12 protein-coding genes, 1 tRNA gene, 2 rRNA genes and 3 pseudogenes (1 of these 18 only partly in view) are annotated in these 22,535 nt (G+C 58.6%); 9 read left to right on the forward strand and 9 right to left on the reverse strand.

Annotated features, from left to right (window positions below):
- The first annotated feature begins 9 nt into the window (after positions 1-9).
- From ACMAUO_RS17770 to ACMAUO_RS17805, 8 genes are all read left to right on the forward strand, one after another.
- Entirely contained in the window at positions 10-393 is a 384-nt protein-coding gene (locus ACMAUO_RS17770) for an acetone carboxylase subunit gamma (RefSeq protein WP_420358213.1), read from the forward strand.
- A 78-nt stretch (positions 394-471) separates the two neighbouring features.
- Positions 472-2,643, forward strand: coding sequence for a hydantoinase/oxoprolinase family protein (locus ACMAUO_RS17775; protein WP_420358214.1), 2,172 nt, complete (start codon positions 472-474; stop codon positions 2,641-2,643).
- Between the two features lie 277 nt (positions 2,644-2,920).
- A complete protein-coding gene (locus ACMAUO_RS17780; protein WP_420358316.1) occupies positions 2,921-4,957 on the forward strand; it encodes a hydantoinase B/oxoprolinase family protein in 2,037 nt (678 codons plus the stop codon).
- On the forward strand, positions 4,954-5,820 hold the full coding sequence (locus ACMAUO_RS17785) for a hypothetical protein (RefSeq protein ID WP_420358215.1): 867 nt from the start codon (positions 4,954-4,956) through the stop codon (positions 5,818-5,820). The genes ACMAUO_RS17780 and ACMAUO_RS17785 overlap by 4 nt, the downstream gene beginning before the upstream one ends.
- A gap of 517 nt (positions 5,821-6,337) precedes the next feature.
- A complete protein-coding gene (locus tag ACMAUO_RS17790) occupies positions 6,338-6,823 on the forward strand; it encodes a DUF3830 family protein (RefSeq protein WP_420358216.1) in 486 nt (161 codons plus the stop codon).
- A gap of 1 nt (position 6,824) precedes the next feature.
- On the forward strand, positions 6,825-8,132 hold the full coding sequence (locus ACMAUO_RS17795; protein WP_420358217.1) for an NAD(P)/FAD-dependent oxidoreductase: 1,308 nt from the start codon (positions 6,825-6,827) through the stop codon (positions 8,130-8,132).
- 40 nt (positions 8,133-8,172) lie between these two features.
- Complete coding sequence (locus ACMAUO_RS17800) at positions 8,173-9,342, forward strand: pyridoxal phosphate-dependent aminotransferase (RefSeq protein ID WP_420358218.1); 1,170 nt, start codon at positions 8,173-8,175, stop codon at positions 9,340-9,342.
- Positions 9,343-9,423: 81 nt separating this feature from the next.
- Entirely contained in the window at positions 9,424-9,918 is a 495-nt protein-coding gene (locus tag ACMAUO_RS17805; RefSeq protein ID WP_420358219.1) for a MarR family winged helix-turn-helix transcriptional regulator, read from the forward strand.
- Positions 9,919-10,091: 173 nt separating this feature from the next.
- Here ACMAUO_RS17805 and ACMAUO_RS17810 read toward each other — a convergent pair whose 3' ends face one another.
- Positions 10,092-11,420 carry an MFS transporter gene (locus ACMAUO_RS17810; protein WP_420358220.1) on the reverse strand — a complete coding sequence of 443 codons (1,329 nt, stop codon included), beginning with the start codon at positions 11,418-11,420 and terminating at the stop codon, positions 10,092-10,094.
- A gap of 281 nt (positions 11,421-11,701) precedes the next feature.
- On the opposite strand from ACMAUO_RS17810, the gene ACMAUO_RS17815 reads away from it, so the two are divergent.
- Positions 11,702-12,733, forward strand: coding sequence for a proline racemase family protein (locus ACMAUO_RS17815; RefSeq protein WP_420358221.1), 1,032 nt, complete (start codon positions 11,702-11,704; stop codon positions 12,731-12,733).
- A 26-nt stretch (positions 12,734-12,759) separates the two neighbouring features.
- Here the strand turns inward: ACMAUO_RS17815 and ACMAUO_RS17820 are convergent, their stop codons facing one another.
- The 8 genes and pseudogenes from ACMAUO_RS17820 to ACMAUO_RS17855 form a co-directional block, all read right to left on the reverse strand.
- Positions 12,760-15,447, reverse strand: a complete 2,688-nt coding sequence (locus ACMAUO_RS17820) for a beta-glucosidase (RefSeq protein ID WP_420358222.1) — start codon at positions 15,445-15,447, stop codon at positions 12,760-12,762.
- A 222-nt stretch (positions 15,448-15,669) separates the two neighbouring features.
- Positions 15,670-18,114, reverse strand: coding sequence for a TonB-dependent receptor plug domain-containing protein (locus ACMAUO_RS17825; RefSeq protein WP_420358317.1), 2,445 nt, complete (start codon positions 18,112-18,114; stop codon positions 15,670-15,672).
- A 381-nt stretch (positions 18,115-18,495) separates the two neighbouring features.
- Positions 18,496-19,560: pseudogene (locus ACMAUO_RS17830) on the reverse strand (IS630 family transposase).
- Positions 19,551-19,667: pseudogene (locus ACMAUO_RS17835) on the reverse strand (DDE-type integrase/transposase/recombinase); the annotation flags it as partial. The pseudogenes ACMAUO_RS17835 and ACMAUO_RS17830, both read right to left, overlap by 10 nt.
- Positions 19,667-20,230: pseudogene (locus tag ACMAUO_RS17840) on the reverse strand (transposase); the annotation flags it as partial. The pseudogenes ACMAUO_RS17835 and ACMAUO_RS17840, both read right to left, overlap by 1 nt.
- 245 nt (positions 20,231-20,475) lie before the next feature.
- A tRNA-Met gene (locus tag ACMAUO_RS17845) sits at positions 20,476-20,552 on the reverse strand.
- 21 nt (positions 20,553-20,573) lie between these two features.
- Positions 20,574-20,689, reverse strand: a 5S ribosomal RNA gene (gene rrf, locus ACMAUO_RS17850).
- 114 nt (positions 20,690-20,803) lie between these two features.
- Positions 20,804-22,535, reverse strand: a 23S ribosomal RNA gene (locus ACMAUO_RS17855) (it continues 1,009 nt past the right edge of the window).

The raw sequence follows: 22,535 nt of genomic DNA on the forward strand, positions 1-22,535 counted from the left end.
AAAGTGCAAATGACGGAATATCTCCGCATCGATCTGGAATCCGAGAACTGGGAATGCCGCGTGTGCGATCATGTGATCGGGCCGGCCCGGAGGAACTACAAGGAAGGACTGCTGGTCCATGACCGCGATCCCGGCGAAATCCATCCGCCCATCATCGATCAGACGAAATACCGCTACACGTTCAGCCCTGACCCGGAGTGGGTGCGTATTCTCGAATATTGCTGCCCCGGCTGCGGAACGCAAGTCGAAACGGAATACGCTATCCCCGGTCATCCGCCACTGTACGACATGGAGGTCAATCTGACTGCCCTCAAGGCCCAATGGGCGCAACGGGGCACGGTGGCGCCTGCCGCAGGCCCCGAAGTTCTGGCCGACAAAGGACATCAACACTGAATATCCTTCCCGCAACGACGGGACGCGGCTCGCCGCGGGGGGCCGATGCCTCAAGAAGAAGAAATGGGGATAAACACCATGAAGCGCGTATCCGTTGATATCGGCGGCACCTTCACCGACTGCTTCGTCGTCTGGGGCGACCGATATATCGAGGCGAAAGCCCTGACCACCCACCATAACCTCGCCATGGGCTTCAACGAGGCGCTGGGCAAGGCATGCGACGTTCTCGGACTGGGCCTGGAGAACATTCTCGATGACGTCGATTCCGTTCGCTATGCGACGACACTCGGCACAAACGCGCTGATCGAGCATAAGGGTCCGCGCATCGGAATGCTCGTGACCGCAGGGTATGAAGCCACCGTACCGCTCAGCCGCGCCCGTGGCTATGGCGAGGGGCTGGACAGGCTGGGCCAGCAGGACATGCCCAATGCGCAGCGCCCCGACCCGCTGGTGGAACCCCACATGATCCGCGGCATACGCGAACGCCTGGATTTCCAGGGGGACCTGGTCATGCCGCTCGACGAGGACGACGTCCGCACCCAGATCAGGGCACTCGTCGATAAAGGCGCGCAGATCATCGTGGTCGCCCTGGTCAACAGCGTCGTGAATCCCGTTCATGAGCAGCGCATCGAGGAAATTCTGCTCGCAGAATATCCCTCGCATCTGCTCGGCGCCATTCCCGTCATCCTGTCGCACCAGGTGGCCGGCCGGAAAGGCGAATATGTGCGCGCCACCTCCGCGATCGTCGACGGCTATCTGCATTCCACAATGTATCACGCGCTGTCGGCACTCGAACAGAATCTCCGCGCCCATCTCTATGCCCGGCCCATGCTGGTGGTTCATAATTCGGGCGGCATGGCGCAGCTCAATTCCACCGACGCCCTGCAAACCATCCATTCCGGCCCCGTGTCCGGCATCGCCGCGTCCGAACATCTGGCGCTCCAGGCGGCGCTCGGCAATGTCGTCGCCACCGACATGGGCGGCACGAGCTACGATATCGGAATCGTCGTCGATGGTGGCGTGAAACATTACGACTTCAATCCTGTCATCGACCGCTGGCTGGTATCGGTGCCGATGGTGCACCTGGTCACGCTCGGGGCCGGCGGCGGTTCCATCGCGTCATACGACCGGATGTACAAGACCGTCCGATGCGGCCCGGAAAGCGCGGGATCCGATCCGGGACCAGCCTGTTACGATCGTGGCGGCCTGCGCCCGACCGTGACGGATGCCGATCTGGTCCTGGGCTATCTCGACGCGGCCAATTACGCAGGCGGGTCGATTCCGCTCAATCCGCGCCGGGCGAGATCGGCCATCCAGAACGCTCTGTGCGATGAACTCGATTGCTCGGTCATCGAAGCCGCGCTCCTGATCCGGGAGAAAGTCGATGCCAACATGGCCAACGGCCTCTTTACCGAATTGCGGGCGCGTGGCTACGATCCCAAGGATTTCGCCATGCTGGCTTATGGCGGCAATGGCCCCCTGCATTGCTGCGGCATCGCCCAGAATCTGAATATCGACCGGATTCTGGCACCGCCCCTAAGTTCGGTTTTCTCAGCGGTGGGGGCAGGCAACATGCATCAGCTCCATATCCACGAACAATCTCTCTATATGGTGCTGTATGATTCCAATTCGCGTCAGATCTTCGACGACTATAACCGCTTCAACGCCATCGTGGAGGACCTGAAGGAACGCGGAACCCAGGACCTCCTGCGCCAGGGCGTCTCCCTGGAGGATATCCGTCATAATCTTGAGCTGGACATGCGATATGGCAACCAGCTCGTACAGACCACGGCAGTCATCCCCAATCATGATCTGCGTGGGCCGGCGGATGTTCTGGCAATCATCTCCCAGTTCTCGGAAGATTACGGAAAACGGTTCGGAAACGGATCGCAGGCTCCCGAAGCCGGTATCCGCATCAATACCGTTCGCGTCGCTGCCTATGTTCATCACGAGACGGTACAATTCGATGACGTCAAGCCGGTGGAGCCAGCCTTCCGCACCGCACCGCCGGCGCCACATACGACCCGCACCTGCTGGTTCGTTGGCCACAAGGAGAGTTTCGAGACGCCGGTCTGGAACCGTAGCGCAATCGAACCGGGCATGCAGATCACGGGGCCTGCCGTCATCGCCTCGGATGTGACCACTTTTCTGGTCAATCCGGGCTGGAATTTCGTAGCTGCCCGGCAGAATGCATCGTGGTTCCTGAGAATCAAGGAAGAGACGCCAGATACCGCGACGGTATTGTCCTGAAGGATCCGGTTCGAACAGCGTTTACAGGTGAAATACGATGAACAACATGAATCTCTCGGGCAGGTCCAAGGTTCTGAGCGAACAGGACGCCGCACTTGTCAAGAAATTCCTCAACGACACGACACTCTTCCTCGGTCCAGATCCCGAGATCATGCAGGAGCACGATATCCTGCCGCGCTCTGCCGAGGAAGATGCCGCCATCGGCAAGGTCAGCGATGCACATACGATCGCAAAGATCCGCGATCGCATCCAGGCCGGTTGCGACGAAGGCTATGAGATGGTCGAACAGATGGGTGCGGCTCCCGGCGCGAAATGGGGCGATGTCATCACCGGTGTCTATTCGGCCGGCGGCGACCTCGCGATCGCCAGTTCCGGCGGTGTATTGCTGTTCTCCGCTCTTGTGCATCATCCGATCAAATTCATCATCAAGAACTGGATGAACGACCCGACGGTGGGCGTGCGCGAAGGCGATGGCTTCATCCACAATGACTCGCGCTACGGCAACGTTCACAACACGGATCAGAGCATGATCCTGCCCATTTTCCATGACGGACGGCTGGTCTGCTGGGTAGCTTCGACCGTGCATGAAGGCGAGAATGGCGCTATCGAGCCGGGCGGAATGCCGTCGATGGCCGAGAGTCCCTCTGATGAAGGGCTGAAGATGTCGCCGTTCAAGGTCGTCGAGAACTACCAGATCAAACGCGATCTTCTGACTTTTCTGCAGAACTCCGTGCGCGAGCCAAAACTTCAATACGAAGATATGAAGGTCAAGCTGTTTGCCTGCCTGCGTATCAAGCAGCGACTGGAGGAGTCGCTCGAATCCGACGGCCCGGAGGCGGTCATCTCGACCTTGCGCCTGACGATGGAAAACATCCGCAGCGAGGTCAAACGGCGAATTTCGGAATGGCCGGACATGACCGTCCGCAGCTATATCATTCAGGATTCGACCTTGCGTGAAAATTGCATCGTCAAGGTCAATTGCCAGTTGACCAAGACGGGAGACCGGCTGATTTTCGATTTTCGCGGATCGAGTCCGGAATTCACCAACCGCGCGACGAATACGGTCCTGGCGAGCCTCAAAGGCATGCTGTCGCAGATTTTTCTCTGCTATGTCTGGCCCGACATGCCACGAGGCCAGGCCGCCTTTGCCCCGATCGAAGTCATCGCCGATCCGCACTCGATCCTCAACAGTTCCTATAACGCACCGAACTCGCAAAGCCTGATGTCGATCTTTACGGGCTTTACCGCTGGCCAGCATGCGGTCGCCAAGTTCCTTTATAGCTGCCCGGAAAAATACACGAAGGTTCATGCACCGACCTTCAACATGATCAACACCTTCATCTGGGGTGGGGTCAGCCAGCATGGCGAAACGCTTGGCAATCTATGCGCCGACCTCAACGGCATGGGCGCTGGCGCGGTGTCCGATCGGGACGGTGAACACGCATTGGCCCCGATTTTTGCGACGATGGCCGATATCGGCGAGCAGGAATTGAACGAGGAGGACGTGCCGTTCCTGCAACTCGTGTCCAAGAAGATGACGCGCGATGCCATCGCACCGGGCAAGTATCGTGGCGGACAGGGTTATACCATGATGGTCGCCACCAAGGATTCCGCGGAATGGGGCTTCATGACCACGGCGCAGGGTGCGAAGGTGCCGCCGCTCCAGGGCCTGTTCGGCGGCTATGCCTGCGGCACCTATCCGTTGTGCAAGATCCAGGGCGTCGATACGTATGAGACGCTATTGAGCAATCCGGAGAAATTTCGTCATTCCATCGAGGAAATGATGAATGACCAACCCTTCGAAGGCGCCAGCTACACGACGCATCACATGGGCATGGGGTTCGAGATTTCGAAGCGTGGCGAGCTGTTCATGATCAGCCAGGGCGCTGGTGCGGGATATGGCGATCTTCTTGAACGCGATCCGCAAGGTGTCATCCGCGATATCGAGGACGGCCTGATGTCCGCCGGTGTCGCAGCCCGTCTCTACAAGGTGGTGTTCGATCCGGTGACACTGGCGATCAATCACGAAGCGACCGAAGTCGCACGCACCGAAGAGCGCAAGGCACGCATCGCGCGCAGCATGCCCTTCAACGAATTCGTCAAGAGCTGGAACAAGCCCGTACCGCCCGCACATCTGCAATATTTCGGCTGCTGGGGAGATGATGTCGATACGCTCTATCTGGGCAGCCCAGACCGGACCCGGCATGCCGATACGCCCGCGCCGAACTACATGCCCCATCCCAAAGATGTGCGCATTGCGGAACTCGAGGCACGGCTCGCGGCAACGGGTGCCTCGGGAGATGAAAGAAAATGAGCCAGGGTCTCAGCAATATCCTATCGAAGCCATCCGGTGACGATGGGCTTCGCCTGTGGCTGAAGTCGTCGGGTTATACCCGACGACTCCTCCTTTCCGACGGCAGCGACCCATGGGTCGGCGCCGCCCAGTATCTGGCTTATTTCAGCCAGGCGCAGGGGCTTTTGCGCCCGGATGTGGCGGTGATCGAAGTGGCCGAACTGTACGCCTCCTGGCTTTCGCGCAATCCAGCACTCAAGGAGGCCGCGGCCGCAAAAACCCGCCCGTCTTTCGGCCTGCGCAAACTTCTCGATGATGTCGGGCCGCGCCAGATTCTGTTCGAAGTGGTGGAGGCGGTACTTGCCAATGTTGGAGGACGCGCCCCACTGGTCCTGGCCCTGCCATCTCCGCGGGCATGGCTTCGATGGATTGATACGGCGCTCGGACGCAACCATCAGCAGATCGACGACGATGCGATCGAGGATGCATCCATGTATATAGCCGATATGGTGCGCACCGTTTCCTCGCAAGCCATTGGCGGTATCCTGATCGAGGAAGATGCACAAGACACGGCTCTGACTCCCGCAGGAGTCGAGTTGTACAAACCCCTGATCAATGTCGCGCGTCACTATCGCTGGCCGGTGGTTTTGCGCCTGGCCAAGGGTCCTGTCTTTTGGTCCGATGATGTCGATGCGATCATTTCGGACGAGCCTGTCCCGTCCAACGGCACCAGTGTCGGTCTGGACATCAGCAACGACTTATGGAACGGAAGGATCCCGCCTCGCCCGACCATGGCCCGGTTCTATTTTGTCGAAGTACCCACCGGTCACAGGCCTGAAACGGTACTTGAAAGTCTCTGCGGTTTAAGAGCCCTTTTCGGATGACCTACGTCCTGCATCCAGTCTGGCACGCGCACACGAGAAACCCCACGAACCTTCTGGTTTCGTAGGGTTTCTCGTGATTTCATGGTTACGGAAGAGGGCAGCCAACGATATGTGTGATCGATGGACCACAAAATACCCTTCCTTTCCGCATGACAGAGTGACGATGCCAAAGCACTGCGTGCTCCCCGAAAAACACGGCTATTTTGAGTCGGAATTCTCCACTTATGATTCGGTATCCAGGATGAGGAGAATTTCATGAAGACCTCTAAGTTCACCGCGGCGCAGATCGCGTTTGTTTTGAAACAGGCCAACGGGGGTACATCTGTCGCCGGCGCGCCTTTGCGGTGCCGCAGATCGTTCGTTTCCTCTATGTCTACAAGTCGAAGCGCGGCACGCGGGCCGACCATCATTCGCCAGGATATTGCCTGCTCTCACCGCTCACGAAATACCCTCGACATCACGTGATTATGGGTGCTTTAATTACTGCCATATCGTCATCTACCTTAAAGAGTCTCCCATGCCCCGTAGCATCCGCCTGCGTGAAAGCCGCTCCCACCTGGATGTCCAGGTCGATCTGCTCGACGATCTCGCGCCCGAGAACGCCGAACTTTTATGGCAGATCGCGGGCATTGCCCGTGCTCACGAAGCAATCCACGCCATGTGGACCGGTCCAGAAATATCCTGCCCTATCTTCGGATCGGCGTTGCCCGACCCCGAACGCACGCTCAATATTCCACTCGAAAACGCAACGAGCTACCCTGCCGCTGGTGAAATCGCAACCGTATTTGCGCGGCGTGGCACGTGGAAAGGTATGCCGGAAGCCGATTTCTTTGACATCGGCCTGTTTTATGGCGATGGCGCCCGCCTGCTCATGCCAATGGGCTGGATCATGGGGTCGGTTTGCGCACGCATCGCGCCGGCCGATCTCGCCGATTTTCAGCAGGCTTGCCGCACGATCCGCCGTCAGGGCGCCTGCGAACTCACGTTCGTCCGCAATGCCTGACATGAAGGTGGCACATGTCGGCCGACACGGCGCAGATCCATCCCTTTGGGAATCTCAAAATGGACCAGCCCCCGGCGCCGGACGCTTCGTCGGGCAGGCGCAGGCCGAGGTGGCCGTGGTCGGCGCGGGGGTTTCCGGCCTGTCCACCGCCCTGCATTTGGCCCGCGAGGGACGAGACGTCATTGTTCTAGAAGCTGCCGACCGTCCCGAGGGCGCCACGGGGGCCAGCGCCGGCATCGTAACCGGACAGATCGTCCGAAAGACCCCGGCCGCGGTGCTGCGCCGACTGGGTCCGGATATCGGTCGCGCACTGCTTCAGGCCGTAGCGGAATCCGCCCGCTATACGTTTGATCTGATCCGGGACGAAGCACTGGACTGTGCCCCGATGCAGACCGGCTTTCTCGCCCCTTTCCCCGCCAGATCCGCCCGCGCGATAAGCGCCTTGGCTGCGGGTTGGACACCGTTTCGCAATGACGTCTCCCTCATCGATGCCGAGACGACACGGGCGCTGACCGGCTGCCGGGGATATGGCGGCGCGCTGCTCGATAGCAGCGGCGGCGGAATCGATCCGGTCGCCTACGTGGATTCCCTGGCCCGGTGCGTCATGGAGCGCGGCGGCATTGTTCACCGTAACACTGCCGTTACCGCGATCAGCCAACGTGTCGATGGCCGCTGGGATCTGAGCGTTGCGGACGGCACGATCACCGCCAAAAAGCTTGTACTGTGCGCGAATGGCGGCAATACGCTTTTAGACGCCCGGCTGGCAAACAGTGTGCTTCCGCTTTCTGTCTGCGAGGTGGCCACTCCTCCCCTTCCAGCCGATATGCGGCAATGGATCCTCCCGCGCCAGCATATGCTGACCGATCTATCAACAGATGTGTTCTCAATTCGCTATGATACGGCCGGCCGGCTTATCACCGCCTGCACGGCACCGGAGCAAATCGACCGGATCCAGATCGAAAAGGCTATTAATCGGCGCCTGGCATCCATGCTGCCTGTCTGGCGGGACATGCCGCTTGAACATATCTGGGTCGGCACCGCGTGGCTCAACACGGATTTGCTTCCGCGCATCACGGTGCTGGCTGACAACGCTATCGCCATCCAGGCCTGCAACGGCCGCGGTCTGGCGATCAATACGATCGCCGGAAGGGAAGCCGCGCGCTGGGCATCGGCCGGCGCATGCGGCTACCGCACCCTGTTACCCATGCGACCGCCACGGTCCGTTGCCGGCTTCGCGTTTGCTCGCCACGTACCGAAATTACTGATGGGAGCGGCCCGGATCCGACGCTTTTTGATCCCACGCGACTAACAATTTCGATTTCGTACATCTGCCTCAGGAGTTTCAGAGAATGTCATTTCTCGCCAAGCGGATCACGCACTCTTCCAAAAAGAATTACGGCATGTTCGCCAAGGCCGCCGCCTTGGCGGCAGGCGGCGCTGAGCTCATTCATCTCGAACTCGGCCGGCCGGTGCATGATACGCCCGAACATATCAAACGTGCGACGATCGACGCCCTGCAAGCCGGCAAGGTGCATTACAGCGATCTGCAGGGAATCAGTACGCTCAGGACGGCACTCGCGGAAAAATTGCGCGATTTCAATGGGATTGACGCGGCGCCTGAGCAAATCCTGGTGACGAATGGGCTGACGCAGGCGTCCTTCGCGGCATTCCTGGCCACCGTTGAAGCTGGCGACGAAGTCATTCTGCTCGAACCCTATTATCCTCAGCATGTCGGCAAAATCGAACTTGCCGGTGGCAAGGTTGTCCTTGCGCCGCTTGATCGGGCGAACGGGTTTGCACTCAACGCGGCCCTGATCGAGCCATTCATATCATCGCGCACGAAGGCGATCGTGCTGGTCAATCCCTGCAATCCGACCGGACGCGTCTATAAGCGCGAGGAACTTGAAGACCTGGCGGCGCTGGCTATCCGCCACGATCTGCTTGTCATCTCGGATGAGGTTTATGACTTCATCACCTTCGATAATGCACGTCATATCAGCATTGCGGCCCTCCCCGGCATGGCCGAGCGGACGATCTCCATGTATGCCTTCACCAAGGCTTACGCCATGGACGGATGGCGGCTGGGCTACGCGATGGCAAGTCCGGAACTCATCGACGGCATGCTGAAGGTCACCGCCAACGAGGTGACGCATGTCAACACCTTCATCCAGGAAGGCGCGCTTGCGGCGGTGACAGGCGATCAGGCACCACTTCTGCATATGGTGCAAGACGACCAGAAGAAGCGGGACCTGATCGTGTCGGCCCTTAACCAGATGCCGGGCGTGACATGCACCCCGCCGGAGGGAACAATCTACGCGTTCCCCGATATCTCGGCCACCGGCCGCACCTCGCAGGCCCTGGCCGATTCGATCTTGGAGCAGTGCGGTGTGGTGGTCGAGGCAGGTGGCTTTTATGGACAGTTGGCCGACCGGAATCTGCGCATCTGCTTCGGCTCGCAGCCGCGCGAGCGCCTCGAGGAAGCAGCCATCCGGCTGACAAGCTTTTTCAACCGGCTGTGACCTCCATGAGAAGATGACCATCGCCGCAAGATCGGCTAGATCTTTGGCGATGGCATTGCAATCCTAATCAAGTAGGCGAGGATGAAGTCCAAGAAGATCGATACCAATCAGCGCATGGTCTATGACCCGTCCCAGGAGGGCTATCAGCTTTTTCGTTCACCGTTTTACCTGATCGCGCACGCCGACTTCCGTTACCATGAAGATGTCAGTGCGGTACTGCTCAAGCACGGCGTCAACAAGAGCATGTACCGGATCATGACCGTGCTGCGGGAAGCGGAGCCGACCAGCATCAGCTACCTGGCCGAGCACGCGCTGATCAAGCGTAATACCGTGAGCCGGATCGTGGAGCGGATGGTCGAACTCGGTTTCGCCACGACAGAGCCCGACCCGGCGGACAATCGGATCACGATCGTGACGCTGACCACGGATGGACATACGCTGCTGAACACGCTCACACCCGTTGTCGCACGCCAGGTCAAGCGCGCGATGCAAGGGATCAGTGATGCGGCGCTTGACCAACTTGTCACGACCCTTCAGCAGATCGGTGAGAACCTCGCCAAACTATCGATCGAGTAGGCGGCCGCCCGGTCGTCCCTGGGCACAGGCAGGCACCGCCGTCAGGTGTACGGCGTAAGCAATTATTTGCAAAGTCATCCTGCCAACGATCCGACACGCGGCACTCTCATTCGGCCGGCCAACTTTGCAAACAGCTTCCAAGACTTTGATTCTCCGGATGCGGGCAGCCAGCGCTAGACGCGGCTCGTCGCCAAGCGCCTGAACGCGGCCCGCAACGCCAGCAGGGACACCATGCAGATTGCAATCATCCCTCCCGAGATCGGAAGAATACTTCCTGTTGCATAGAAGAGCGCCGTCGCGCCGAGCGGTAGAAAACCGACCAACACCGAAGCGATGGATTGCGTGAGGGCCAGCCCCGAAGCCCGAACGCTCACGGGAAACAATTCTGTCAGCAGAGCCGGCTGCACGCCGATCATGGCAGCATGGAACAGGCCATTCGCCAGAATAAAGCCAAACACGATGAGTACGGGATGGCCGCTGCCGACGAACAGGAAAAACGGCGTGATGAATAAGCCCAGACCACAGATCCCGAAAGCATAAACCGGCCCTCGTCCGATTCGATCAGACAGATAGCCGAATCCCAGCATCGCGCAGGTATCAACGATCATCGACAGCAAAACGCCCAGAAGCAGAATATCGCTCGTGACGCCGCACAGCGCGCCATAGGCCAAAGCGAACGTCGTGGTCAGTAATGGACCGCACATTTCGGCAAGGAGCAAGCCGCCAGATATGAGCAATACCCGCCCGTGTTCACGCAGCACCTCCCGAACAGGCTGCCTGGAAGACACTTCATCGCATGCGGATCTGAACTCCGCGCTTTCCGGCACCCGGGAACGGATCAGGAGTCCGGCCGCGACCACGACGACACTCAACAGGAACGGTACCCTCCATCCCCAGGTCAGGAAGCCATGCCCACTCATGCGCTGCATGGCATAGAACGCCCCCGAGGAGAGGACGAAACCGAAGCCGACACCCGCCTGGCTGAATGCGCCATAAAAGCCGCGCCGGCCCGGCGGAGCATTCTCCGTACACATCAGGATTCCACCGCCCCATTCGCCCCCGGCGGCAAAGCCCTGAATAAGCCTGAGTAAGACCAGCATGACCGGCGCTCCGAGCCCCACCTGTGCAAACGTCGGCAGCAGACCGATCAATGCCGTCGATACGCCCATCAGACTCAAGGTCCAGACCATGGTGATCTTTCGCCCGAAGCGATCACCGACATGACCGAAGACGATCCCACCCAGGGGACGGGAAACGAACCCCACGGCATAGCTGGCATAGGCGCCGATCATGCTCACGACCGGGCGGCCGGACGGAAAAAAAACCGTATTGAAAACAATCGCCGCCGCAGTCGCATACAAGAAGAAATCATAAAATTGGAGCGCATTCCCGATCGCCGCCGCCGCGGCCGGACGGACGCGATCGACCCGGGTGCCGACATTGGCCGTCCCGGAAGATGTCGAAGAAGAGTCAGAATCCGAGGAAAGAGCCGTGTTGACCAAGAGGAATATCCTTCGACACCGTGGTGTTGCTTTATAACACCGGAAGAGGCCGTCTTGCGAGTGGCGTTTCGGCCGGGTGAGATAATCCGTCATGAAAATCCTATGATTTTTAAAACAAGTCTTTGGAATACACGCAATAGCGGATATATCTCATGACATCGACCGGCAGGGCTTGCGACATGACGTCACCGTGGTGACGATGCCATTTCGCCGCGCAACACGAAATTGAGGATTCGCGATAAACGATGCCACGCTTAGCAGACTTTAAGAATATCTCGATTATGGAATCTGACGAAACGCTCGATATCGTCGACTCCCATACCTGCGGTCAGCCGACACGCGTCATTTTGAATGGAACAGGGCTTATGCCCGGGCTTTCGCCCGTCGATGCTCGTTACCTCCTTGCTGGATCGCGCGACTGGGTGCGGCGCCTGGCCGTGTTCGAACCACGCGGCCATCGGTCAATGTTTGCCGCCGCGCTGATCGAACCGGCACACCCTGAAGACTCTTTCGGCGTCGTCTTCATGGATGCAAACGGCTATCCCGACATGTGTGGTCATGCGACGATCGGTGTCGCAACAACCTTATGTGAAATCGGGCTCATCAAATCCCCTGATTCTGCGCCGACCGAACGACTTGTCTTTGACTTGCGGACACCCGCCGGCCTTCTGGAACTGGAAGCGAGCATGGTCGGGGGGCGGTGCGAGGCGATCACGTTTCGCACGCCCCTCGCTTATTATGTCGGTTCGATTACGCTGGACATTGGTCATGCCGGACCAGTTCAGGTCGATGTGGCCTATGGCGGACAATATTACGCTTTTCTCCCCGCGGATTCAGTCGGCCTGGCCGTCGTGCCGGATGCCATTGATAAACTGGTGGCCGCCGCCAAGCCGGTACGTGACGTCTTGAACACGGCATTTTCCATCATTGATCCCGTTACCGGAGAGGTGCCGGAAATCGGCAATATTGTCTGGACATCTCCCGCCCACTCTCCCGAGGCACACGCCCGAAACGTTCCCATCTCGCATGGTCATTCGTTCGACCGGTCGCCATGTGGCACAGCAACGTGCGCGCGCATGGCCGTTCTGGTGGCGCAGGACAAACTGGCAATCGGCGAGACATTCATCAATGAAAGCATTCTGGGAACACATTATTTCGGTATTGCCACCTGCACGCATGAAACGGTCGATGGCGGCATCGTACCTCAGGTGAGAGGGAGCGCCTGGATTACCGGCCGGGGCCAGTTGATGCGGGACCAGCGCGACCCCCTCGGCCTCGGCTACCTGCTCGGCGGAGGCGACGCGGTACTCTGACCGCGTCGGTCCTGACGCGTCCGTCATCAATCCGTGCCACGCAGCCGGATATCGGTGGAGGACGCGCCAACCATGATCGGGCGTGTCCCTGGCGCACGACGCCAAGCATGGCTGGAAACCGACCAATATAGCAGCTGACGCGGCAAAACATGCAGAGTGATCGGTCGATGTTCGCCGACATTCAAATGCACGCGAGAGAACGCGGCCAGCTGGGCAACCGGAAAGGCCGCTCCAGCCACGGCAACGGAAGGAGCGCCGAGATAGAGCTGTGGAACCTCGTCACCATCCCGATCTCCCAGATTGGACAGAATCAGGCTTACGTTCAGGCCGCCATCGGTTGTGTGCACGACCTTCATGTCACTGTAGCCGAAATGCGTATAAGACAAGCCATATCCGAATGGAAACAGAGGGGCGACTTTATGACGCAGGAAGGCGCGATAACCGAAATCCAACCCTTCGGTAAACGTTGTACGGCCTGTCACACCCTCCGCCGAACGCTCCGGGTGGGCCGGATCGTTCGCCGGATAATCCGCTAACGCCCGCGCCCAGGTAACCGGCAAACGGCCGGCAGGATCGACGCGCCCAGTCAGAACATTTGCCGTCGCCAGGCCACCACGGTCGCCTGCCCACCACATCTGCACCACAGCGGCCGCATGAGCGAGCCAGGGCAAGGCTACCGGCTGGCTTGTGTTGAGTACCACCACGGTATTGGGATTGGCCGCCAGCACCGCCCTAGCCAAGGCGTCCTGATCTCCGGGAAGGCCAAAGACCGGCTGGCCGCGACTCCAGAGAAACAGTACGACCTTGCGTGCCGCACGGGCCGCGCGCACTGCCTGGGCAAAATCTGCCCGGCGATCACCCGGGGTCGTCCAGGCCAGCTTGAGGCGCTGCGCGTTGCCCGAGCCATCGGGCTGGCTCACAAGCTCCAGCCTATGCATCCCGGCGGACAATGTCACGGGTACACGCACGTTGTCATACCCGTCAGTCGAGGGGAGCAGGCTATCCTGATTGGGCTGCACGATATCACCGTGAAGGCCACCAGGCAGCGTGTGCGTGCCACCGATCCTCCGACCATCCACCAGCACATCAATCCGCGCACCCATTACATGAACTGCCAGCCAATAGTCGCCTGGCTGGCTGATCCGCAACACGCCCCGCCAACGGCCGTGGCTCGCCGACGGCAGAACCGTACCGGTGGTAGATAGGAGATCCGCGGCCGATTGTGCCTTACCGCCATCAACAGCCCTGGAAAGGTCGGCTAGCATAGCCGGCGGAATCGGATGCCCGTCCATCTCGTCGGCAACAGCCGTGACGACACGGCCGTTCGGCCCGGCAAGCCGGCTGAACGCCTCCGCCGGTCCGATCTGCTGGCTCCATTCGCCGAGCGAACGCTCACTCGACTTTCCGACCGCGACGACCTGACGGCCGCCAGGTCCTATGATCGCCAGATCATCGAGGTCCGCCTGGGCCAATGGCAGAGCATGATTGTCGTTCTTCAGCAGTACCGCGGATTCCTCACTGGTACGCTGGTCGATGTCATTGATCTGCGCCTGGGTCAGACGGTCCGGCCATTGCCGGCCCATGGCACCGGGCACGCGGCCAAAGCGCGCCATCTCCCGAAGAACCCTATGGGCGGCCAGATCGATCTGGCCATCCGTGACCGATCCATCATGCAGCGCATCATAAAGGTTATGAAAATTCGTGTTGGCCGGGAACAACGCGGCCCATTTCACCGCCGGGGGCTGCGGCTCTTCCGGGATCGTTCCTTCAAAGATGGCACGCATCTTGTCGTAATCGGGCGGCGGAACATGATGCGGTGGCCTGGCCATGTCATAGTAGGACGGCAGGATACCGGCGAAAGGATTGTCGGACGTCAACTGCCCAGGCATCTCCATATCGAGCCCCTCGGTTAACCCGAGATTATCGTGAACCGCCCCCCAATCGGAGATGACGAATCCCTTGAAGCCGAGTTCCCCGCGCAGGATCGTCGTCAAGGTCGCTGCGTTTCCACAGGCGTATGGGCCATTAACCCTGTTGTAGGAACACATGATGGAGGAAACGCCCGCGTCGATGGCGGCTGCGAATGGCGCCAGATAGACTTCATGCAGAGCCTGCTCGTCAATGAAGACGTTTTGTCCATCTGTGTCGTAACCAATGAAGTGCTTGGCGTCCGCCAGAACCCCGCGTTCCTGGATCCCTCTGATTTCCGCCGCGCCGATGGCGCCAGTCAGCAGAGGATCTTCTCCAAAAGTATTGTAGGCGCGGGAATAGGTGATATCCCGGTCGAAATTGATAAAGGGTTGCAGAACGACGTCGATCCCCAGACGGCGAGCTTCATCCGCGATGACCACGCCGTTCTGGCGCGCTATTTCCGGATCGAATGTGGCCGCCACGCCCATTGTCGCGACTTCCGCCGCAGACGCATCACGAAGCAACAGGCCTGGCGGACCATCCGCCATGCGCAAATGCGGTATTCCCAGCCGTGGCACTCCGACCAGATAGCCTGCTTCACCCTCATTTTGCGGGTGAGACTCCTCGAGTCCGCGAATCATGGCCACTTTGTCGTCGCGTGTCATCTTCGCCAACAAACGGTCGGCGACATCGTCCGGACTCGTGTTGTGCGGTGAAGGAAGGGGTGCCGCAGCGGAAGCACAGGCCGAACCTAGGAACAGGGCGATAATCCGTCCAATCGAACGAGATTTGAACTGGGTCATAAGTGCCGGATATCCTTGTCAAGCCGATATCAATGGGATCGTGCCGGGTAATGGCAGACAAGCTGCACTGATGCCTGAACTAGGCCTACCCGGCAGCGCCGGCCACGCCGGCCTTATGAAGATCGAGCAGTGCGCTCCAGCGGAATGAATGCGCCACTGCTCAACACTTCAAAAATACGATCCGCATACAACAGTCTACATCTCAGATCGCATTTTATATTGTCAGAAACTCATGTTTGCCCTGAAGTAATAGAAACCACCATTAAATTGTAACTGGGATGCATAGTAATCATATTTTGTCACCCCATATGCGCGTGTTATCGCCGGCACTTCAGTCGGATGAGTGTTGAAGATATTGTTGGCCCCAATCGCCAAATGCAGGTTCTGGGTCGCCGCGTAACCAAATTCCAGGTCCGTTACCCAGCGGGGTTTTGCTTCAAATGGCATAAATTCGGTGACTGACCAGGCGTTGGGGCCGGCAGCATACTGCAACTCGTCGCTAACGGCTCCCCAGCGGGTTTCTCTCAATGTCGCATCGAATCGCCCAAGTGACCAATGTCCTGACATGATAATCTTGCTGCGCGGGGTCGTCGTCGTCAGAAATGCCACCTGTTGAGCATTCAGGACCGGCGTACCGTCTGCGTTATAGGACAGGTGCGAAATACGGGTTCTGTTGAGGTTCAGGCCCAAAGACCAGTCCACCTGGCCATATCTTCCGAAGTTTGTCGGATAGGATGCCGTGATATCAAGCCCTTGAGTACGAGTGCTTGCACCGTTCGTAAAATAATTTACCGAAACGGCAGACGGGTCCAAGCTTGTCGGAACCGGTATGCCAGCAAGCTTGATAGCGTCAAGAGCCTCCTCACCGTAAGCGTATCCGCCATTCACGATTCTGTCGCGGATGTTGATCTGATACACGTCGACCGCAACATGCAGATTCTTGAGCGGCGTGATGACAATACCAGCACTTGCGTTCGTTGAACGCTCCGGCTTCAGCGGCTTCGCGCCCAGCGCACTCGCGGCCTTGGAGTTGACAGCCAATTCGCCACTGGCAGCATCTGGATTGACACCGAGATTAGTGAAATATTCCTCTGCAAGCGTGGGAGCTCGGAAGCCGTTACTGATTGTTCCGCGAACGGAAACCCATCGATTGAACTCGTAGCGAGAGGAAATCTTCCCGCTTTCCGCATTGCCGACGTCCGTATAATGCTCGAACCGGCCGGTAAAATCCACTTCCCACGCCTTTATGGGATTGAAGCTTACATCAATGTATCCGGCATAAATATGACGACCGTGCTCACCCGCTGCGATAGTCGGAAGGCCGGGAAGTGCCGAAGCGCCCGATCCATAGAGAGACGCCGCATCCCCCGCGCCCATTTCATATTGCTCATTACGATTCTCGAAGCCGAGCGCCAGTGACAGCGGCGAAGCAAAGAACGGCACGGCGAAGGATCGCCGGAGATCAATATTGTTGACCCATTGCGCATTACGATAGGTGCCCACGCCAAAGTTCCTTGGCGACGTTCCTTCATCAGCCAGGAGATCCAGATTGATCGAATTTGTCAGGCCCGAATCAAACCAGTCCGAGCCGTAGGTGCTGCTGATGTCCCATGAAAATCCGAGAAAATCGTCTCCCTTGAACCCGACAGTCACCCCCATGTCATTCTCATTCGACGTTTGGACGGGCGTATAGCCATTGGGATAGATATTTGGATAACCGCTGGGCATGGTCCGATAGAATGCCCAGGCCTTTCCTTCCCTGTGGGCATATGTCGCATTCCCGTAAAAGGAGACGGCCGACGAAAGGGGCAGATTGAAGTTGACGCCTAATGTCTCTCGGTCGCTAGCGGGGATCCCGAAAAGATGGTCGGCATATCTGCCAAAGCGCTGATCCTCGCCATCATGATGCGTGGGATCCTGATGCCGGTAGTCGAAACTGAGCTGTAATGAACCGCCATTGCCGATGCGGAATCCCTCGTTGAACATCCCCCCTGCGGTAAAGCCCTGATCGTTTCCGTAGTTCCCGGCCAGAGCTTGCGCCGATATGCCATGATCCTGCGATTTCAATATGATATTAACGACACCGGCCACGGCGTCAGAGCCATACTGGGCCGCGGCGCCATCGCGAAGAATTTCAATATGATCGATCATGGACGCCGGAATCATATCCAGGTCAGCAGGGGTTGCTCCCTGCTGGGGGCCGGACGACGCGTAAATATTCGCGGTCGGATGACGCCGCTTTCCGTTTACCAGAATAAGCGTGTCATCAGGGTTTAAACCACGCAATGATATGGAGTCGGTCAGGCCACCAACGGCCGTACCGAATGCCGGCGTCGTAACCGACGGAGACGTCACGATAAGAGCATCGCGTAAATTCGTCTGGCCCGTACGCAACAATTGTTGCCTGCTTATGACATCAATAGGACTGAGACTTTTATATATTTTCCTGTTTGACGATCGCGTTCCCGTAGCGATTACCTGTTCCGCCTCATTCGGCTGCGCGTCGAGCTTTTTCAGCTGAACGTCGCCTTTCTTTTCTTTTGATTTTATCTCGCCCGCTTCCGCGGCACGCCCGGGCATCGGCAGGGCAACCACTCCTGCCATAAGAAGCAGAAAGAATGATATTTTTCTATTGTGCATCCGACCCTCCATTTTTCGCATCACCATAAAAGGCAAGCGCATTTCCCGAGTTATCGCGATAACGGATAGGTTCGACGCCCTGAACGACGTCGCCTCCGGCCATTAACGAACATGGAATCATGTGGATCAGCCCCATAAGCCCATCGTCACGTGAATATGGGCATACTTTAGAAAAGCTTTACGCCTAAGTCAATGCGTATGCGCAATGGAAGGCAAAGGAGATGACGTGGGCCCGTTCACCGCGATTGGAGCCTGCGAACAGTACGGCCTTCTTTTCGGGGCGATGCCCCACAGACGACGCATTTGGCAGCGTTTTTTCTGGTCATTCCAGTCGGTTGCAGAAGATCCTCATAAAATTCTTCGGCCTGTCGAGATCTTCGCAACACGAGGCGTTACTAATACCAACGGCTATAGCCTTTGACCTGTGTGAGCCCATTTCCTGAGCCCGATGGAGCGGATGGTATCGGGGGAGTGCGGCAAGGTTGTTCCATGCGCAGCAGGCTGCGTCGATGATATGGTCGATGTCGTCGAAGACGGTATTGGACAGCCAGTTGGCGCGCAGGAACTGCCAGATATTCTCGACCGGGTTCAGTTCGGGGGCACGGGACGGCAGGAAGATCAGGCTGACATTGCGGGGTAGCTTCAGTTTACTGGTGGTATACCATCCTGCGCGATCGAGCAGCACGACGGCATGGGCACCGCGGGCAACGCAGCGTGAGATCTCCTCGATATGGAGTTGCATGCTGGCAGTGCCGACGAACGGCAGCACCAGGCCGGCAGCCTTGCCGCGCGCCGGGCAGATCGCCCCGAACAGCCAGGCATTCTCGTAGCGCTGGTCAGCCGGCTGGCGTGGTCGCGTGCCGCGCCGGGCCCATTGCCGGACGATGCCGTTCTTCTGGCCGATGCGGGCTTCGTCCTGAAACCAGATCTCGATCGGCTTTCCCTTCGGCAGATGGCCGATATGGGCACTCAGGATGCGGGGGAAGTTTTTTTGAACGCTTCCATGACGGCAGGATCCTGCCCCGGATGACGCGGCCGGGCGCTGACATGGGAAAAACCAAGACGTTTCAGCAAAGTGGAAACATGCCGTTCGTGGTAGACGACGCCGAAGCGCTCCTTGATCACGCGTTGCAGATCAATCCGGCGCCAGCGCACCACACCGTCACGCTGCCGATCGGGCCCGGCCTCGACCAGGGCCTTCAGTTCGGCCTGCTGTGCTCCGTTCAAACGGCAGGCCGGCCCCGTATGCTGATGATCGCGTAGGCCATCCGGCCCTTCGGCATTGAAGCGGTGGACCCAGTCCCGCAGCGTCTGGCGCTCCATGCCGCCCACGCGGGCCGCATCCGTCCGGTTGGCGCCCTCTCGGATCGACGCCAGGGCCAGAAGCCGGCGCGCAGCATTCGCCTGCTGGCTGCGTGCCGCAAGTCGCCTCAGGTCAGAGGTCGAATAGTCATCTCGTAGCTTCGCCGCCAGATGGCCATGTGGAGCGCCTGCAACGCCACATCAGTGGTCTGTCGGCTCTGCATCGACCAGCCCACCACGCGGCGCGAGTGGAGGTCGAGCACGACCGCAAGGTAGGCAGGATCGCGTTCGAAGTCATCTCGGTGCCGTTGTCACTGACGATCATCAGTGGCCAGCCGCGATGTTCCCCGATCCGGTCGAGTTCCCGGCCGAGCCGTTCGCCTGACAACGATGTATCCGCTACCTGCGCCAGGCATTCGCGCGTGTAGTCGGACGCGCGCATCAGCATCATCGGGCCGTCGCGACGCATAGCCCCAGGTCTTCGGATCCATACCGATCAGCCGGCAGGCGCGCCGCTGCGAGTAATCCCGCTCCGTAATCGCCCAGGTCGCGGCCTCCCGCCGCAAGCCGGGCGTCACGAGTTTTTTGCCAGCAGTTCCTTCAGCGTCGAGACGTCCATCACCCTCTCCGCCAGGAGCCGCTTCAGCTTCGCGTTCTCTTCTTCAAGAGCCTTGAGCCGCCGCGCTTCCGACACTTCCATCCCGCCATATTTCGACCGCCAGGTGTAGAAGGTCGCGTCGCTAATCCCGTGCTTGCGGCATAGATCCGCAGCCGTCGCGCCCGCCTGATGCTCTTTCAGGATCCCGATAATCTGGTCCTGCGTGAAACGCGCTTTCTTCATCGTCTGTCTCCAAGGGACAGACCTTACTTCAATTCGAGGGCATTTCAGGGGGCAAGGTCACCGCACACGTTGCGCGTCCACCATATCGTCAGCGCTCCCCATCGTCCGCCATTCTGACAGCCTAAAAACAGCACATCATCCGAGGCAAGCTTGCGGCGGCTTCCCATATGCTTCCAGTTGTGTGCCTGGAAACGCAAAAGGCCGCCCTGGGGGCGGCCTAATCGTTTGGTATCAAATGGGATTCATGGTTGCGGGGGCAGGATTTGAACCTGCGGCCTTCAGGTTATGAGCCTGACGAGCTACCGGGCTGCTCCACCCCGCGGGGGTGTAGGTGGACTGGAAGACCTGGCGGCGACCGACTTTCCCGCGTCTTAAGACGCAGTATCATAGGCGCAGGGGCATTTCACGGCCGAGTTCGGGATGGGATCGGGTGGATCTTTCCCCGCCATAGCCACCAGGTCGTCCAGTCCACCCTGTAGGGGTGTTTTGGGCGTGTGAGGTTGGTGTTTTGTGAGTGTGTGGTGTGCGTGGATGATTTCTGTGCATGTGTGTTGCCAGGATTAACCTGGCGGTGTGAGTGAGCCTATTGGGCGATTAGGACCAGTTAGCTGCACGCATTACTGCGCTTCCACATCTGGCCTATCGACGTGATGGTCTATCACGGCCCTCAGGGAGACCTAGTTTTGAGGTGGGTTTCTCGCTTAGATGCTTTCAGCGATTATCCCGTCCAAACTTAGCTACCCGGCTGTGCCGCTGGCGCGACAACCGGTACACCAGAGGTCTGTTCATCCCGGTCCTCTCGTACTAGGGACAAATCCTCTCAAGTCTCCAACACCCACGGCAGATAGGGACCGAACTGTCTCACGACGTTCTAAACCCAGCTCACGTACCACTTTAATCGGCGAACAGCCGAACCCTTGGGACCTGCTCCAGCCCCAGGATGTGATGAGCCGACATCGAGGTGCCAAACCTCCCCGTCGATGTGGACTCTTGGGGGAGATCAGCCTGTTATCCCTAGAGTACCTTTTATCCGTTGAGCGATGGCCCTTCCACGCGGGACCACCGGATCACTATGGCCGACTTTCGTCTCTGATCGAGCTGTCACTCTCACAGTCAGGCGGGCTTATGCCATTGCACTCAACAGTCGATGTCCGACCGACCTGAGCCCACCATCGCGCGCCTCCGTTACACTTTGGGAGGCGACCGCCCCAGTCAAACTGCCCACCATGCAGGGTCCCGGACCAGGCTTACTGGTCTCGGTTAGACATCAGAAACAGTCAGGGTGGTATTTCAAGGATGGCTCCACCGGAACTGGCGCCCCGGTTTCAAAGCCTCCCACCTATCCTACACAGAATGTCTCTGATGCCACTGCAAAGCTGCAGTAAAGGTTCATAGGGTCTTTCCGTCTGACCGCGGGTACCCCGCATCTTCACGGGGAATTCAATTTCGCTGAGCCGATGCTGGAGACAGCGGGGAAGTCGTTACGCCATTCGTGCAGGTCGGAACTTACCCGACAAGGAATTTCGCTACCTTAGGACCGTTATAGTTACGGCCGCCGTTTACCGGGGCTTCAATTCAGTGCTTGCACACCTCCTCTTAACCTTCCGGCACCGGGCAGGCGTCAGGCCGTATACGTCGTCTCTCGACTTCGCACAGCCCTGTGTTTTTACTAAACAGTCGCTACCCCCTGGTTTGTGCCACCCGCCAATGGTTGCCCAATGACGGGTCTCGCTTATCCCGAAGTTACGCGAGTAATTTGCCTAGTTCCTTCAGCATCGTTCTCTCAAGCGCCTTGGTATTCTCTACCAGTCCACCTGTGTCGGTTTCGGGTACGGTCTATATGCCAGAGCTATTTCCTGGAATGCGCAAAAAGCCAGCCCAATCCGATAAGGACTGACAACATCTTGCATTCGTCACTTCTGGCAGGCCCAGGAATATTCACCTGGTTTCCATCGACTACGGCTTTCGCCCTCGCCTTAGGGGCCGGCTCACCCTGCGCGGATTAACCTTGCGCAGGAACCCTTGGACTTTCGGCGACAGTGTTTCTCGCACTGTTTGTCGCTACTCATGTCAGCATTCGCACTTCCGATATCTCCAGAGAGGGTCACCCCGTCTCCTTCACAGACTTACGGAACGCTCCGCTACCGCGCATACAAAGTATGCACCCACAGCTTCGGCACGTGGCTTGAGCCCCGTTACATTTTCGGCGCAGGGTTTCTAATAGACCAGTGAGCTATTACGCTTTCTTTAAAGGATGGCTGCTTCTAAGCCAACCTCCTGGTTGTTTTGGAATCCCCACATCCTT

The organism is Gluconacetobacter brunescens, assembly GCF_048695475.1.
Lineage (GTDB): Bacteria > Pseudomonadota > Alphaproteobacteria > Acetobacterales > Acetobacteraceae > Gluconacetobacter.